This window comes from Planosporangium mesophilum (assembly GCF_016863255.1).
In the GTDB taxonomy this organism is placed as follows: domain Bacteria; phylum Actinomycetota; class Actinomycetes; order Mycobacteriales; family Micromonosporaceae; genus Planosporangium; species Planosporangium mesophilum.
The window spans coordinates 1-15,460 of sequence record NZ_BOON01000021.1 but is presented as its reverse complement, the minus strand read 5'-3'; the positions used below and the strand labels follow the sequence as shown (position 1 = coordinate 15,460).

Sequence of the window (15,460 nt, the reverse complement as noted above, 5' to 3'; positions counted from 1 at the left end):
CCGCCCCGAAAACGAGGCCCTCGCCGTACTGACAGTTCTCTTTACTGTTAGGAATCCTGACTGTACCTTCATTCCACAATCGTCGATGCCTCGTGGAGGACCGCCATGGGACCGAGGTCATTCCGAACCCTTCTCGCGACCACCGCCTCGGTGATCGTCAGTGGGGCCACCGTGTTGGTGATGTCGCCGGCCTTCGCCGCGACCGGCCTCACCGCGACGTTCAGCAAGTCGGCATGGGAGACCGGTTACAACGGCACGTACACCATCGCCAACAGCGGCGGCACCGCCGTCAACGGCTGGACGCTCACGTTCGACCTGCCGGCCGGGACCACTCTCGGCTCCTACTGGGACGCCCTGATCACGTCCAGCGGCAACCACTACACCGCGAAGAACCGCGACTACAACGCCGCGATCGCGCCGGGCGCCTCGGTGAGCTTCGGCTTCGTCGCCAGCGGTACCGGCAGCCCGACGAACTGCGGCCTGAACGGCGGCTCGTGCTCCGGCGGCGGCGCGCCTCCCCCGCCCCCGCCGACGACGACCGCTCCTCCCCCGGGCGGCGGCGGTGGCACGCCGGGCGGCAAACTCGCCGCCGCGCCCTACCTGTACGAGGGCTGGGGCAACCCGCCGAACCCGGCCACGGTCATGTCGGCCACCGGCATCAAGGCCTTCACCATGGCGTTCATGAACGCCAGCGGTGGCTGCAACCCGGCCTGGGACAGCTCACGGCCGCTGACCGGCGGCGCCGACCAGCAGGCGATCAACGCGATCCGGGCCGCCAGCGGCGACGTCGAGATCTCGTTCGGCGGCTGGTCGGGCACCAAGCTCGGCCCCAACTGCGCCGACGCGAACGCCCTCGCCGGCGCGTACCAGAAGGTGATCGACGCCTACAAGCTCAAGGTGGTCGACATCGACATCGAGAACTCCGACGAGTTCGAGAACGACGCGGTACGGCGGCGGATCGTCGACGCGCTGAAGATCGTCAAGCAGCGCAACCCGGGCGTCAAGACGGTCCTCACCTTCGGTACCACCAAGACCGGCCCGAACTACTACGGCACCCAGCTGATCAACGAGACCAAGGCGGCCGGCGCCAACATCGACGTGTACACGATCATGCCGTTCGACTTCGGCGGCACGAATATGTACACCGACACCGTCAACGCGGCGGAGGGGCTGAAGAACGCGCTCAAGACCACGTTCGGCTGGTCGGACGCGGCCGCGTACGGGCATATGGGCATCTCGGGCATGAACGGCCTCACCGACCAGCAGGAGCAGGTGTCGCCGCAGACCTGGACCCAGATCCGGGACTACGCCAGGAGCAAGGGCCTGGTACGCCTGGCGTTCTGGTCGGTCAACCGGGACCGGCCGTGCCCGGGCGGCGGGGTCGTCTCCAACTGCAGCGGGATTTCACAGGCCGACTGGGAGTTCACGAGGATCAGCGCGGGCTTCTGACGCTTCCGCCCCACAAGATCCGCGCAAGGTGTCACAGATTGCGGCCTCGGAGCGCGCCGAAGCAGCAAGAAGTCACACCTTGCGCGGGTCCTGGGCGTGGGTATCAGGCCGACGGCACGGCGCCGTTGTCGCGCTTCGGCGCATACCGGCCCACGTACTCCTGACCGGTCAGCTTCTGGATCTCCGCCATCAGCGCTGCGGTGATCTCACGCAGGACCCGGCTGTCGACCGTGACGTCGCGCCAGCGCGACAGGTCCAGCGGCGCGCCGATCCGCATCTCCACCGGCAGACCCACGCGCGGCAGCCGGGCCCCGATCGGCTGGATCTTCTCCGTGCCCGCCAGCCCGACCGGCAGCACGGTCGCCCCCGCGTCGAGGGCGAGCCTGGCCACGCCCGGCCGGCCCCGGTACAGCCGCCCGTCCGGCGAGCGGGTGCCCTCCGGGAAGATGCCCAGCACCTGGCCGTCGCGCAGGACCGGCAGGGCCGCATCCAGCGCCATCAGGCTGGCCCGGCCGCCGGAGCGGTCGACCGGGATCTGGTGGAGCCCGGTCATGACCGTCCGCATCACCGCACCCCGGAAGTACTCGTTCTTCGCCAGGAAGTAGACCGGCCGGTCCACCATGATCGGAATGATCAGCGAGTCGACCACCGACAGGTGGTTGCTGGCCATGATCACCGGCCCGGTACGGGGCAGGTGCTCCAGACCGGTGACCTTGGGACGCCAGAGCGTACGCAGCGTCGGCGCCACGATGGCCTTGCTGAACGAGTACAGGTCGAGCACGGCCGTCACGTTACGGCAGCCTCCGAGATCGTGAACACTTCGCGGGGCGCTCCGGCCCCGCGAAGTGTTCACGATCTCACGCCGGCGAGACGGCTACCCGTACCTTCCCGCCCTCGCCGACCTCGCCCTCGAACCCGCGGTCCCCGGCGTCGGAGAGGGTCACCGACGTCGCGAGCGTCTCGTTGGCGACGAAGTCGCGGTGCGCCTCGACGGCGGCGGCCACCTCGGCCGGGGCGTCGACGACGAGCGCGATCCGGTCGGTCACGTCGAGACCGGCGTCCCTGCGGGCCAACTGGACGACGCGTACCACGTCGCGGGCCAGACCCTCGGCGGCCAGCTCCGGCGTGACGGCGGTGTCGAGGACGACCACGCCCTCGCCACCGGGCAGCGGCGCCGAGTTCTCGGCGTCCGCGGCGACCAGCCGCAGCTCGTACTCGCCGGGCTGCAGCGTGACCCCGGCGGCGACCGGCGCGCCGTCGACCAGCGACCAGTCCCCCGCCTTGACGGCCTTGATGACGTGCTGGACCTGGCCGCCCACGCGCGGGCCGAGCGCCCGCGGCACGACGGTCAGGACCTGCTGGCAGTACCGGTCGACATCGGCGGCGAACGCCACGTCCTTCACGTTGACCTCGTCCGCGACCAGGTCGGCGAACGGCCGCAGCCGCTCTGCGTCGGGCGTCGCCACGGTCAGCCGCGGCAGCGGCAGCCGAACCCGCAGGCCACGGGCCTTGCGCAGGGACAGCGCCGCCGAGCAGACGTCCCGGACCGAGTCCATCGACGCGACCAGCTCGTGATCGGCCGGGAACTCGGCCGCGTCGGGCCAGTCGGTCAGATGCACCGACCGGCCTCCGGTCAGGCCCCGCCAGATCTCCTCCGCCACCATCGGCGCCAGCGGCGCGACGACGCGGGCGAGCGTCTCGAGGACCGTGTACAGGGTGTCGAACGCTTCCCGGTCGCCGGTCCAGAACCGGTTGCGGGAGCGGCGCACGTACCAGTTGGTCAGCGCGTCCAGGTACGAGCGCACCGAGCCGGACGCCCCGGACAGGTCGTAGGCGTCCAGCTGCCGGGTCACGTCCGCGACCAGCTCGCCGGTCTTGGCCAGCACGTACCGGTCGAGCAGGTGCGGCGAGTCAGTCCGGCGGACCGCTTCGTACCCCTCGGCGTTGGCGTAGAGCGAGAAGAAGTACCAGACGTTCCACAGCGGCAGCAGCACCTGCCGTACCGCGTCCCGGATGCCCGTCTCGGTCACCGACATGTCGCCGCCGCGCAGCACCGGCGAGGCGATCAGGAACCACCGCATCGCGTCCGCGCCGTACGAGTCGAACACCCCGTACACGTCCGGGTAGTTGCGCAGGCTCTTGGACATCTTGCGGCCGTCCTCGCCCAGCAGCGTGCCGTGCACGACGCAGTTGCGGAACGCCGGCCGGTCGAACAGTGCCGTCGCGAGGACGTGCAGCGTGTAGAACCAGCCGCGGGTCTGCGCGGTGTACTCGACGATGAAGTCGCCCGGGTAGTGGTCCTCGAACCAGTCGCGGTTGGAGAACGGGTAGTGCACCTGGGCGAACGGCATCGAGCCCGACTCGAACCAGCAGTCGAGCACCTCCGGCACCCGCCGCATCGTCGACCGACCGGTCGGGTCGTCCGGGTTGGGCCGGGTCAGCTCGTCGATACCGGGCCGGTGCAGATCGGTCGGGCGTACCCCGAAGTCACGCTCCAGCTCGTCGAGTGAGCCGTAGACGTCGATCCGCGGGTACTCGGGGTTGTCGGACTTCCACACCGGGATCGGCGAACCCCAGAACCGGGTACGGCTGATGCCCCAGTCCCGGGCGCCGGCCAGCCACTTGCCGAACTGGCCGTCCTTGACGTGCTCCGGCGTCCAGTTGATCTCCTGGTTGAGCTCGACCATCCGGTCGCGGAACTTCGTCACCGCCACGAACCACGACGACACCGCCTTGTAGACCAGCGGGGTGTCGCAGCGCCAGCAGTGCGGGTACGAGTGGGTGTAGCTGTCGTGGCGCACCACGGCGCCACGCTCCTTCAGGTCGCGCAGCACCGGCTTGTTCGCCTCGAAGACCTGCAGCCCCTCGTACGCCGGCACCAGCGACGTGAAGCGCGTGTGGTCGTCGACGGTCACCACGGTCGGGATGCCGTTGGCGTTGCAGGTGTTCTGGTCGTCCTCACCGAACGCGGGCGCCATGTGGACCACGCCGGTGCCGTCCTCGGTGGTGACGAAGTCGCCCGCGAGGACCCGGAACGCGTTCTCCCCGCCCCGCTCGACCAGGAAGTCGAACAGGGGCGTGTAGCGCCGGCCCACCAGTTCGCTGCCCTGAACGGTGCCCACCCGGGTCGCGTTCGCCAGCTCGCGCTCGTAGCCACCGGCGAGGGCCGAGGCGAGGACGTACCGCTGCCCGTCGGATTCGTAGACGGCGTACTCGACCTCGGGGTTGACCGCGACGGCCAGGTTGGACGGCAGCGTCCACGGCGTGGTGGTCCAGACCAGTAGGTCCTCACCCGTTTCCAGGCGGAACTTGACGGTGACCGCCGGGTCCTGCCGGTCGCGGTACACGTCGTCCATCCGGGTCTCGGTGTTCGACAGCGGCGTCTCGCAGCGCCAGCAGTACGGCATCACCCGGAAGCCCTCGTAGATCAGGCCCTTGTCGTGGAGCGTCCGGAACGCCCACATGACGCTTTCCATGTAGTCCAGGTCGAGCGTCTTGTAGTCGTTTTCGAAGTCGACCCAGCGGGCCTGGCGGGTGACGTAGCGCTCCCACTCGCTGGTGTAGCGCAGCACCGAATCGCGGCAGGCGGCGTTGAACTTGTCGACGCCCATCGCGAGGATCTCGGCCTTGGTGGAGATGTCGAGCTGCTTCTCGGCCTCGACCTCGGCGGGCAGGCCGTGGGTGTCCCAGCCGAACCGGCGCTCGACGCGACGGCCGCGCATGGTCTGGTAGCGCGGCACCACGTCCTTGACGTAGCCGGTCAGCAGGTGGCCGTAGTGCGGCAGGCCGTTGGCGAACGGCGGGCCGTCGTAGAAAACAAATTCGTTGGAACCGTCCTCGCCGGTCGGCCGGTTGGAGACGCTCGCCTCGAAAGTCTTGTCGGACTTCCAGAAGTCGAGCACCCGACGCTCCACCTCGGGAAGGTCGGGGCTCGCCGGGACGCCGGCGGGGGCGTTCTTCGGGTAAGCCATGAGTTGGGGTTCTCCTCGCTCCGGTAATAACTGCTGCCGGCGCGAGGACGAGCCGAAGCCCGCGGTACCACCCCGCTTGGCACCCATGATCGGATGCCCGCTCGTTGATCGGCTGTGACGGGCCGTCCCGTCCGGTTCTACTGGGGCTCGCGCCTGTTCTTCCGGAGGCTCACCGGTGATGGCCGGGTCGACGCCTGTGGTTGTCAAGAGTACCCGAACGAAGGGCCACTCTTCACGCTACTTACAACACCCCCGACCCCCGTGGTGTTCCGCGATCTTGGACAGTTGGACCGGTTGCAACCGGTCCAACTGTCCAGGATCCACGAGTCAGCGGACGGCGGGCAGCGTCCGCGTCCAGAGTACGGCGCCGTCGAGATCACGTAGCCGTACCGTCAGCGCCCCGCTGTGCCGGTCGATGTCGACCTCGCCGAAGTGCTGGAACCCCTCCGCCGGCGAGGCGTTCGGCCGCGACGGCCCGCGTACGAACACCGCCTCGGGCCCGAACGTACCGTCGAGGGTGTTCGGGCCGAACGCGCCGGCGTTGGCCGGGCCGGAGACGAACTCCCAGAACGGCGTGAAGTCGCCGATCGCCGCCCGGGCCGGGTCGTAGTGGTGCGCGGCGGTGTAGTGCACGTCCGCGGTCAGGAAGACGATGTTGTCGACGTTGCGCTGGTGAACCGTCCGCAGGATCTCCGCGAACTCCAGCTCGCGGCCCTTCGGGGTGCCGTTGTCGCCCTGCGCGACGCCCTCGAAGCTGCCCGGCCCGTCGCCCACCACCAGGCCGAGCGGCAGGTCGTTGGCGATCACCTTCCAGGTGGCCCGTGACCGCGTCAGCCCGCGGACGAGCCACTCCCGCTGTTCGCGGCCGAGCAGGCCGCGCTGCGGGTCGGCGTACGTGTTGCCGTCGTTGGGGTCCTTGTAGGTACGCATGTCGAGGATGAACAGGTCCAGCAGCGGCCCGAACGACAGCTTGCGGTAGACCGGACCCTCCGGTACGGGTACCCACTCGTGGAAGGCCCGCTTGGCGCGCGCCGCCAGCACGTCGACGCGCTTCTCGGTGTACCGGTCGTCGGCGAGGATCTGCCCCGGGTACCAGTTGTTGCGGACCTCGTGGTCGTCCCACTGGTTGATCTGCGGCACCTCGGCGGCGAGTGCCCGCAGGTTCGCGTCGAGCAGGTTGTAGGCGTAGTTGCCGCGGTACTCGTCGAGCGTCTCGGCGACCTTGCTCTTGGCCGGGGTGGTGATGTTGCGCCAGGTCCGGCCGTCGGGCAGCGCTACCGTCTCCGGGATGGGGCCGTCGGCGTAGATCGTGTCGCCGCTGCACAGGTAGAAGTCGGGCCTGACGTCGCGCATGGCGCGGAAGATGCGCATGCCGCCGATGTCCGGGTTGATCCCGTACCCCTGCCCGGCGATGTCACCGGTCCACACGAACCGGATGCCGTCGTGCCGACCGGGGACCGAAAGCGTTCCGGTCAGCGGCTCACTGCGCAGCCCGTGGTCGGCCTCCACCCGTACGCGGTAGAAGGTCTTCCGCCCCGGCCGTAGGCCGGTCAGGCGCAGCTTGCCGGTGAAGTCGGTGTCCGGAGTGAGCAGCGGGCCGCGCAGCATGCGGGCCTGGCGGAAGTCGGGTCGCTCGCTCACCTCGACGAACATGCGCCCGACCCGGTCGGCGCGGGTCCACACGTACGCCGAGTCACCGACCGCGTCGCCGCTCTGCACGCCGTGCGTGAGTACGGGCCGCCCGGCCGGTACGAACGCCGCCGCGCGGCCCGATAACAGTGCGGGTGCGGCGGCGGATCCGAGCGCCGCCGCCGCGGTCGTGCCGAGTACCCGCCGTCGGCTCCAGGTTCCAGAGGTCACTGTCACTCTCCCCATTGATGGCACATGCCTTCATGGGAGGGTCTATCGCCCCCAGTCGATCAAGGGGTGTCGCGGCGGTGAACAGTTGCCCCTCAGGCCAGCTCGGGGAACCAGAGCTCGATCTCCCGCTTGGCGCTCTCCGGCGAGTCCGACGCGTGTACGAGATTCTCCCGGTTGGACAGTGAGAAGTCGCCGCGGATCGTGCCCGGAGCGGCCTTGCGCCCGTCGGTCGCGCCCGTCAACGCCCGTACGACCTCGATCGCCTGGTCGCCGGAGAGGACCATCGCGACCAGCGGCCCGCTCGTCATGAACTCCTTCAACGGCGGGTAGAAGGGCTTGTCGACGTGCTCGGCGTAGTGCTCGTCCGCGAGCGCGGGGTCCATTGTGCGCAGACGCATCTCGTCGATGGCCAGGCCCTTGCGCTCGAACCTCCCGATCACCTCACCGACCAGTCCGCGACGGACCGCGTCCGGCTTGATCAGTACGAGCGTGCGCTCGCCCACGTGCCCTCCTCCGAGCCTTGCAACCGCTACCCGAGGAGCCTATCGGGCCGGTGACGAGGTCGGCCGGGGCGGGGTCCACACGACGGGCGGTCATCGACCGGAGCGCCTAGGCTTCCCTTCGCCGCTCGGCGCGGCCTAGCCTGGCTGTCGAGACCCGGGAGGTCAACTTTGGCGAATGCCAGCCGTTGGTCACTGTCCGCGCGTCAGGGCTTCCTGGTGTGCGGGTCGGTCGTAGCAGGCCTGTTCATGCTCTCCTGCGGTGCGGGCATGAGCAACATCCCGGTCGCCGCCCTCGGCGTCGCCGTCGGGCTGCTGGGCCCCGCCGTGATCACGCTGTCGAGTATCCGGGCCAACCGCCCCGACGTCTTCGGCAGCGCGCACGTGAACCAGTCCTCGCCGCCACCGGCCACCGGGTTCACCGGCCGCGCCGACCTGCATCTGGTGGTCAACGCCCAGGGCATCCGCAACGCCGTGGTGCGCATCCGTGACGCCCGCGTACCGGTGAGCAAGTGGCCCGACATCGGCTCGAACCTGCCGGTACTGATCCCGAACGGAAATCCCCGCCGCCTCCAGATCCTCTGGGACCAGGTCCGCGCCCACCACGACCTCGCCATGGACGACGTGAGCTACAGCCCGTACGTCGAGGAGGAGTACGTCGACGAGGGGGCGAGCTACCCCGAGTACTCCCCCACGACCGACCCGACGGCCGAGACCGTCGTCGACGAACCGCCGGCACGAGTCGTGCCGCAGCGATCCCGTTCCGAGTGGGCCCGCCCCGACCAGGAGCACCGTACGGAGACCACCCCGACGGACGAGATCCCGGTCGTGACCCCGCCAGCACCCGTGACGCCGGAAGCACCCGCGTCGCCTGCACCCGCGTCGCCTGCACCCGCGTCGCCAGCCTCCGGGACCGCGCCCGGTACGGAGGCCGTCGCGACCGCCGCACCGGCCCGGCGCCGGCCGAGCCCCCGCCCCCGGCCCCGGACCGCGCCGCCCGACTCGGTTGAGGCGGTCGTACCGATGCCCACTCCCGCGTCGGAGACCGTGGTACCGGTCGTACCGCCGGTCGTACCGCCGGCCGACGAGCCGAGGAAGACGCGGTCGGAGGTCGTGGAGGCGAAGTCGGCGGTACCGGCCTCCGTCGAGAGGATGGATCCGGTCGTCCCCGCCGGCGGCCTGTTCGTCGGCAGTGTGGAGCAGGACGCGCCGGCCGGTGCGGCAGCGCCCGCGGACAGGCCGGAGCCGGCAGCGCCAGCCGAAGCGCCAGAGCCGGCAGCGCCAGCCGAAGCGCCAGAGCCGGCAGCGCCGTCCGAAGCGCCGGCTGCCACGGCAGTGCCGTCCGACACTGAACCGGCCACCCCGGCGCGGGGCGCGCCCGAGGCTGAGGTCCCGGCGGAGACCGAGGCCGAAGACACCGCCACGGAGTCCGGCACCGCGGGCCCGAACACCGTCGAGTTCACCCTGGCGCCGATCCCGCTACCGCGCCGGGTACCGGGATCGAGCGGCCACCGACCCGCCGACGACGAACCCGACGCGGCCGGCCCGGTCCAACCTGAACCGGCCGGGCGAGCCGGGACCAACCGGCCCAAGGCCCCCCCGTACCTGGCTTCCTACCTCGCCGACGAGCCGGAGGACGCCAAGCAGCGGCTCGGCGGGGTACACAACGTCAGCGTCACGGTGATCGTGTCCGACCTGCGACGGTCGCTGGCCTTCTACCGCGACGTGCTGAACCTGACCCAGATCGACGGCGGGATGGGCAGTGCCATCCTCGTCGGCGGCAACGCCCGGATCCTGCTGCGTCAGGTGGCCGACACCCGCCCGGTCGACCGCCGGGTCCTGCACGTCAACCTCGAGGTGGACGACGTGCACGAGCATTACGAGCGCCTGAGCCGCGAGGGCGTGGAGTTCATCCACCCGCCTCGCGTGATCAGCCAGGGCGAGCAGTTGGAGCAGTGGGCGGCGATGCTCCGCGACCCGGACGGCCACGCGGTCAACCTCACCCGCTGGGAGATCCGCTCCTGACCGCGTCCGTCCCGCCGGGGTCCCCCGGCATGAAGGCGGCCGGTCAGGACGGGCGGTTGGCGAACACCGTCCTGCGCACGTTGAGCATGTACGCCCACAGCAGACCGAACACGACCCCGAGCGCCGCCAGCGCCCAGTGCAGTACGCCGCCCGCGAGCAGAGCGACCGGTACGACCAGTCCGGCCCACCACGCCCACGAATGGCGTAGTAGCCCGGCCAGCAGGCCGGCGACCACGGCCAGGACGACGACGAGCACGATGGCCGTACCCCGGACAGCCCCACCGATCTTGGCTAGCGGTGCGATCGCGAGCAGCAGAACGAGCGCCTCGGTAACCAGCGCTCCCGCGCCCGCGCCCCGGACCGCCGCCGCCGGGTTACGCAGACCGGGCTGCGGCTGCGGTTGCGACTCGCTCATCGCTTGAGCAACCCACGGGCGTCGGCCACCGTGAACACGGAGCCGGTGATCAGCACCCCGACCCCGCTCAGCCCGGCGTCCAGGTCCTCCTCTGCCAGCGCGACGGCCGCCTCGATAGCGTCCGGCAGGTCAGGCTGCACCCGTACCCTCTCTTCTCCGAAGATCTCGGTGGCGATCGCGGCGAGCTCCGACACCGGCGTCGCGCGCGGCGAGGTGTTGCGGGTGATGACCACGGAGTCCACCACCGGTTCGAGCAGGTCCAGGATGCCGTGCGCGTCCTTGTCCGCGAGGGTGGCGACCACGGCGACCAGCCGGCGGAAGTCGAACTCCTCCTCCAGCGCCTGCACCGTGGCGGCCATGCCGTGCGGGTTGTGGGCGGCGTCGAGCAGGATCGTGGGCGAGGTGCGTACCCGCTCCAGCCGGCCCGGTGAGGTGGCCGCCGCGAAGCCCGCCCGTACGGTCTCCGGGTCGAGCGCCTTGTCCGGCCCGGCGCCGAGGAACGCCTCCACCGCGGCAAGGGCGACGACGGCGTTCTGTGCCTGGTGCGCCCCGTGCAGCGGCAGGAACACCTCGTCGTACACGCCGGACAGCCCCTGCAGGGTGAGCACCTGCCCGCCGACCGCGAGTTCGCGCCCGATGACGCCGAACTCGCTGCCCTCCCGGGCGATCGTGGCGTCGACCTCGGCGCAGTGCTCCACGATCGGGCGCATCGCCTCCTCGGGCTGGTTGGCGGTGATCAACGTCGCGCCCTTGTGCACGATGCCGACCTTGGCCAGCGCGATGTCCTCGATCGTGTCGCCGAGCCACTCCTGGTGGTCGAGCCCGATCGGGGTGATCACGCAGACGCCGGCCTGGATGACGTTGGTCGAGTCGTCCACGCCACCGAGCCCGACCTCCACGACCGCGACGTCGACCGGCGCGTCGGCGAACGCCGCGAACGCCATCGCCGTCGTCATGTCGAAGTACGTCAGCGTCTCGCCGGCGCGCTCGTCGAGGAGCTTCGCCAGCGGCGCGACCTCGGCGTACACGTCAGCGAAGCGCTCGGAGTCGATCGGCTCCGTCTCGATGGTGATCCGCTCGCGTACGGTCTTCAGGTGCGGGCTGGTGTAGCGCCCGGTACGCAGACCGTGGGCCCGCAGCAGCGCGTCGATCATCCGTGCCGTCGACGTCTTGCCGTTGGTACCGGTGACGTGGATCGACGGGTACGCCTTCTGCGGGTCGCCGAGCACCTCCAGCAGCCCCTGGATCCGCCCGAGGTCGAAGACCATGCGGGCGTATCCACGGGCTTCCAGTTCCCGCTCGGCTTCGGTGAACCGCTCCGAACTCACGTCACGCCGCCGGGAGTGCGTCAAGCTGTCCGCCGATGCGCGCAAGCTCGGCCTCGGCGGTCGCGAGCCGGTCGCGGATCTTGCTGACGACCTGCTCAGGCGCCTTGCCGACGAACGCCGGGTTGTTCAGCTTGGCGTGGCACTGCGCCGCCTCCTTCTCCGCGGCCGCCCGGTCCTTGAGCAGTCGGGCCCGCTCGGCGGCGACGTCGATCGAGCCGCGGGTGTCCAGCTCGACGTTCACTCCCCCGCCGACCGCCAGGGTCGCGGTGGCCGCGAAGTCGTCACCGGCCGCGTCGAGGCGCGCCAGCGAACGGATCAGCGGCTCGTGCGCGGCCAGGTCGGCGAGACCGATCAGCCGGGCGCTCACCCGCTGACCGGGCTTGACGCCCTGGTCGGAACGGAACCGCCGGACTTCGGTGACGACGCGCTGCAGGGCGGCGATCTCCGCCTCGGCCGCGTCGTCGACGTACGCCTGGTCGGCGGCCGGCCAGGCGGCCACCATGATCGAGCGCACCCCGGCGGGCTCGATCACGTCGATCGGCCCGATGCCTGGGGCCGCCTCCTCCACTCCGACGACCGGGGCCGGCGCGGTCAGCGCGGTCCACAGCTCCTCGGTCACGAACGGGATCACCGGGTGCAGCAGGCGCAACAGCTGGTCGAGAACATGCCCGAGTACGCGACGCGTGCGCGCCGCCACCTCGGCGTCACCCGCGTTGAGGATGGGCTTGGTCAGCTCGACGTACCAGTCGCACACGTCGTCCCAGGCGAAGTGGTACAGCGTGTCGCAGATCTTGCCGAACTCGTACTCCTCGAAGTACTCGTCGACCTGCGCCGTCACGTGCTGCAGCCGGGACAGGATCCACCGGTCCACGCTGCCCAGGTCGGATGCGGGCGGCAGGTCGCCCGCCACGGTCGCGCCGCTCATCAGGGCGTACCGGGTCGCGTTCCAGAGCTTGTTGCAGAAGTTGCGCGAGCCCTGGACCCAGTCCTCGCTGACCGGCACATCCGAGCCCGGGTTGGCGCCTCGGGCCAGGGTGAACCGGGTGGCGTCGGCACCGAACCGGTCGATCCAGTCCAGCGGGTCGACCACGTTGCCGAACGACTTCGACATCTTCTTGCCGTGCTCGTCGCGGACCATGCCGTGCAGCGCCACGACGTCGAACGGCTGCTTACCGTTCATCGCGTACAGCCCGAACATCATCATCCGGGCCACCCAGAAGAACAGGATGTCGTACCCGGTCACCAGCACGCTGTTCGGGTAGAACTTCTCCAGGTCGGTGGTCTGGTCCGGCCAGCCGAGCGTGGAGAACGGCCACAGCCCGCTGGAGAACCAGGTGTCCAGCACGTCCTCGTCCTGGCGCCAGCCCTGCTCCTCGGTGCCCGGCGGCTCCTCGTCCGGCCCGACGCAGACGATCTCGCCGTTCGGCCCGTACCAGACCGGGATGCGATGGCCCCACCAGAGTTGCCGCGAGATGCACCAGTCGTGCATGTTGTCGACCCAGGCGAAATACCGCTTCGCCAGCTCCGGCGGCTCGATGCGCACCCGGCCGTCGCGCACCGCGTCGCCCGCGGCCCGGGCCAGCGGCTCCGTGTTCACGAACCACTGCAGCGACAGGCGCGGCTCGACCGTGGTGGCGCAGCGCGAGCAGTGCCCGACCGCGTGGAGGTACGGCCGCTTCTCGGCCACGATCCGGCCCTGTTCGCGCAGCGCGTCGACGATCGCCGGCCGGGCCTCGTACCGGTCGAGCCCCTCGAACGGGCCGTGGGCGGTGATTACACCGCGCTCGTCCATGATCGTCAGGCTCGGCAGGCCGTGCCGCTGGCCGATCTCGAAGTCATTCGGGTCGTGCGCCGGGGTCACCTTGACCATGCCGGTACCGAAGCTCGGGTCGACGTGCTCGTCGGCCACGATCGGGATACGCCGGCCGGTCAGCGGCAGCTCGACCTCGGTACCGATCAGGTGCTTGTAGCGCTCGTCGCCGGGGTGCACGGCGACCGCGGTGTCACCCAGCATCGTCTCGGCCCGGGTGGTGGCGACCACGACCTCGTCGCTGTACCGGATCGAGATCAGCTCGCCCTCGTCGTCGGAGTGCTCCACCTCGATGTCGCTCAGCGCCGTCAGACAGCGCGGGCACCAGTTGATGATGCGCTCGGCCCGGTAGATCAGGCCCTCGTCGAAAAGCCGCTTGAAGATGGTGAGCACGGCCCTGGAAAGGCCCTCGTCCATGGTGAAGCGCTCACGCGTCCAGTCGACCGAGTCACCCAGCCGGCGCATCTGGCCGAGGATCTTGCCGCCGGACTCCGACTTCCACTGCCAGACCCGCTCGATGAACTTGTCCCTGCCGAGGTCGTGGCGGGACAGGCCCTCGGCGGCGAGCTGCCGCTCGACGACGTTCTGGGTCGCGATACCGGCGTGGTCCATGCCGGGCAGCCACAGTGCCTCGTACCCCTGCATGCGCTTACGGCGGACCAGGGAGTCCTGGATGGTGTGGTCGAGGGCGTGGCCGATGTGCAGCGACCCGGTCACGTTCGGCGGGGGGATGACGATGCAGAACGGTGGCCTGTCGCTGCCCGCGTCGGCCCGGAACAGACCCGCGGCTACCCACTGCTCGTACAGACGCTGCTCTACCTGCGCAGGAGAGTACTGTGCCGGCAGGCTCGTGTCCTGCTGCGAGCGGGAGCGGTCGGGATCGCTGTTCGCGGTCATCTGCACGGTTTCGGTCACGTAGCGAGTCTACGGCGGCCCCCGCGCAGGACTGCGCCCGCCGGCACCACCTGACCTCAACCCAGACCAATCTGAAACAGCGCCGACCGCTACCCTGACCGGAGCCGGAAACACGGACGTCCGAAACGAGCGCCGCCCGGGAGAACCCCTCGGCAGGAGGTGCGATGAGCGAGTACGAACGGCCCACGGCCGTCTCCGATGACGAGCGGTCCGCGACACCGGTGAACGAAGGCTCCGCCAAGGTTCCCGCGGTGAAGTCGGTCAATGCCGACGCCGACGGTCACGAGGATGGCGAAGCAGGCGACCGGGATGCCGAGGCGGCAGAGCAGGACCTGCCCGGGGACGACGACGGCTCGACAGACGACGCCGGCTCATCGGAGCACGACGGCTCGACAGACGACGCCGGCTCATCGGAGCACGCCAATTCGGCCGACGACGCCGGCTCGCCGGTGGAGGAGCCGAACTCGGCGGAGGTCGACGCGCTGGAACGGCCAGCGACCGAGGGCACCACGCCGGGCCCGATTGACGTTGTCCTGTCAAACGACGAGGCAGGTACAGCCGAGGAGGACGGCGATCGTCCGACCTCGTCGCGCCGCCGCAGGTTGGCCGTGATCGGCGGCGCTGCAGCGGCTCTCGTACTCGCGGCCGCCTTCGCCCCCGTCGCCTGGGACAGGCTGAACCACAAGGACGTCCGGATCGACACCCCGCCGCGGCTGGCTGGACTGGTCCTCGACGACAGCCAGGGCGCGCACGAGACCATCGACTACCTGCGCACGGCCGTACAGACCGGTGTCTCTCTGGAGAAGACCACAGGCGCCGTGTACGCGGACGAGGCCGGTCAGTCGCGCTCGGTGCTGTTCATCGGCGGTACGGGCAGGATCTCCTCGCCGGACGAGGCGCTGACCAAGACCTTCCAACTGATCAGCGACGAGTCCGGTGGAGTGGAGAGCGTCCAGGTGGTGCCCGCTGGGCCGCTGGGCGGCGTCATGAGGTGTGGTTCCACGAAGACCGACGGCGGCTCCATGGCGGTGTGCGGCTGGGCCGACGGCGGCAGCCTCGGCGTCGCCATGTTCCCGAACCGCCCCACCGAGGAGTCCGCGGAACTGCTCCGGACGATGCGGAAGGCCATGCAGAACGACTGATTGTGGATAGCAAAAAGGCGCCCCTCGGGGCGCCGTTTTGTTTCC

10 protein-coding genes are annotated in these 15,460 nt (G+C 70.1%); 3 read left to right on the top strand and 7 right to left on the bottom strand.

Annotation, left to right across the window (positions count from 1 at the left end; genetic code table 11):
• The first annotated feature begins 180 nt into the window (after window positions 1-180).
• Window positions 181-1,449, top strand: a complete 1,269-nt coding sequence (locus tag Pme01_RS11930; RefSeq protein ID WP_239088181.1) for a cellulose binding domain-containing protein — start codon at window positions 181-183, stop codon at window positions 1,447-1,449.
• Between the two features lie 103 nt (window positions 1,450-1,552).
• Here the strand turns inward: Pme01_RS11930 and Pme01_RS11925 are convergent, their stop codons facing one another.
• From Pme01_RS11925 to ndk, 4 genes are all read right to left on the bottom strand, one after another.
• Entirely contained in the window at window positions 1,553-2,239 is a 687-nt protein-coding gene (locus Pme01_RS11925; RefSeq protein ID WP_373315484.1) for a lysophospholipid acyltransferase family protein, read from the bottom strand.
• A 67-nt stretch (window positions 2,240-2,306) separates the two neighbouring features.
• Complete coding sequence (gene ileS, locus Pme01_RS11920) at window positions 2,307-5,420, bottom strand: isoleucine--tRNA ligase (protein ID WP_168115639.1); 3,114 nt, start codon at window positions 5,418-5,420, stop codon at window positions 2,307-2,309.
• A gap of 327 nt (window positions 5,421-5,747) precedes the next feature.
• Window positions 5,748-7,280, bottom strand: a complete 1,533-nt coding sequence (locus Pme01_RS11915) for an alkaline phosphatase D family protein (RefSeq protein ID WP_239088180.1) — start codon at window positions 7,278-7,280, stop codon at window positions 5,748-5,750.
• Window positions 7,281-7,372: 92 nt separating this feature from the next.
• A complete protein-coding gene (ndk, locus tag Pme01_RS11910) occupies window positions 7,373-7,783 on the bottom strand; it encodes a nucleoside-diphosphate kinase (RefSeq protein ID WP_168115641.1) in 411 nt (136 codons plus the stop codon).
• A 267-nt stretch (window positions 7,784-8,050) separates the two neighbouring features.
• Between ndk and Pme01_RS11905 the strand changes: the two genes are divergently transcribed.
• Window positions 8,051-9,805, top strand: a complete 1,755-nt coding sequence (locus Pme01_RS11905) for a VOC family protein (protein ID WP_168115642.1) — start codon at window positions 8,051-8,053, stop codon at window positions 9,803-9,805.
• 43 nt (window positions 9,806-9,848) lie between these two features.
• Here Pme01_RS11905 and Pme01_RS11900 read toward each other — a convergent pair whose 3' ends face one another.
• From Pme01_RS11900 to Pme01_RS11890, 3 genes are all read right to left on the bottom strand, one after another.
• Window positions 9,849-10,220: a DUF4233 domain-containing protein gene (locus Pme01_RS11900; RefSeq protein WP_168115643.1), complete on the bottom strand. Its 372-nt coding sequence runs from the start codon at window positions 10,218-10,220 to the stop codon at window positions 9,849-9,851.
• On the bottom strand, window positions 10,217-11,488 hold the full coding sequence (locus tag Pme01_RS11895) for a bifunctional folylpolyglutamate synthase/dihydrofolate synthase (protein WP_168115657.1): 1,272 nt from the start codon (window positions 11,486-11,488) through the stop codon (window positions 10,217-10,219). Before Pme01_RS11895 ends, Pme01_RS11900 begins: the two co-directional genes overlap by 4 nt.
• 61 nt (window positions 11,489-11,549) lie before the next feature.
• Window positions 11,550-14,255 carry a valine--tRNA ligase gene (locus tag Pme01_RS11890; RefSeq protein WP_168115656.1) on the bottom strand — a complete coding sequence of 902 codons (2,706 nt, stop codon included), beginning with the start codon at window positions 14,253-14,255 and terminating at the stop codon, window positions 11,550-11,552.
• 182 nt (window positions 14,256-14,437) lie between these two features.
• Here Pme01_RS11890 and Pme01_RS11885 point away from each other — a divergent pair, with 182 nt between their 5' ends.
• Entirely contained in the window at window positions 14,438-15,415 is a 978-nt protein-coding gene (locus Pme01_RS11885) for an ICP22 family protein (protein WP_168115644.1), read from the top strand.
• Window positions 15,416-15,460 lie beyond the last annotated feature (45 nt).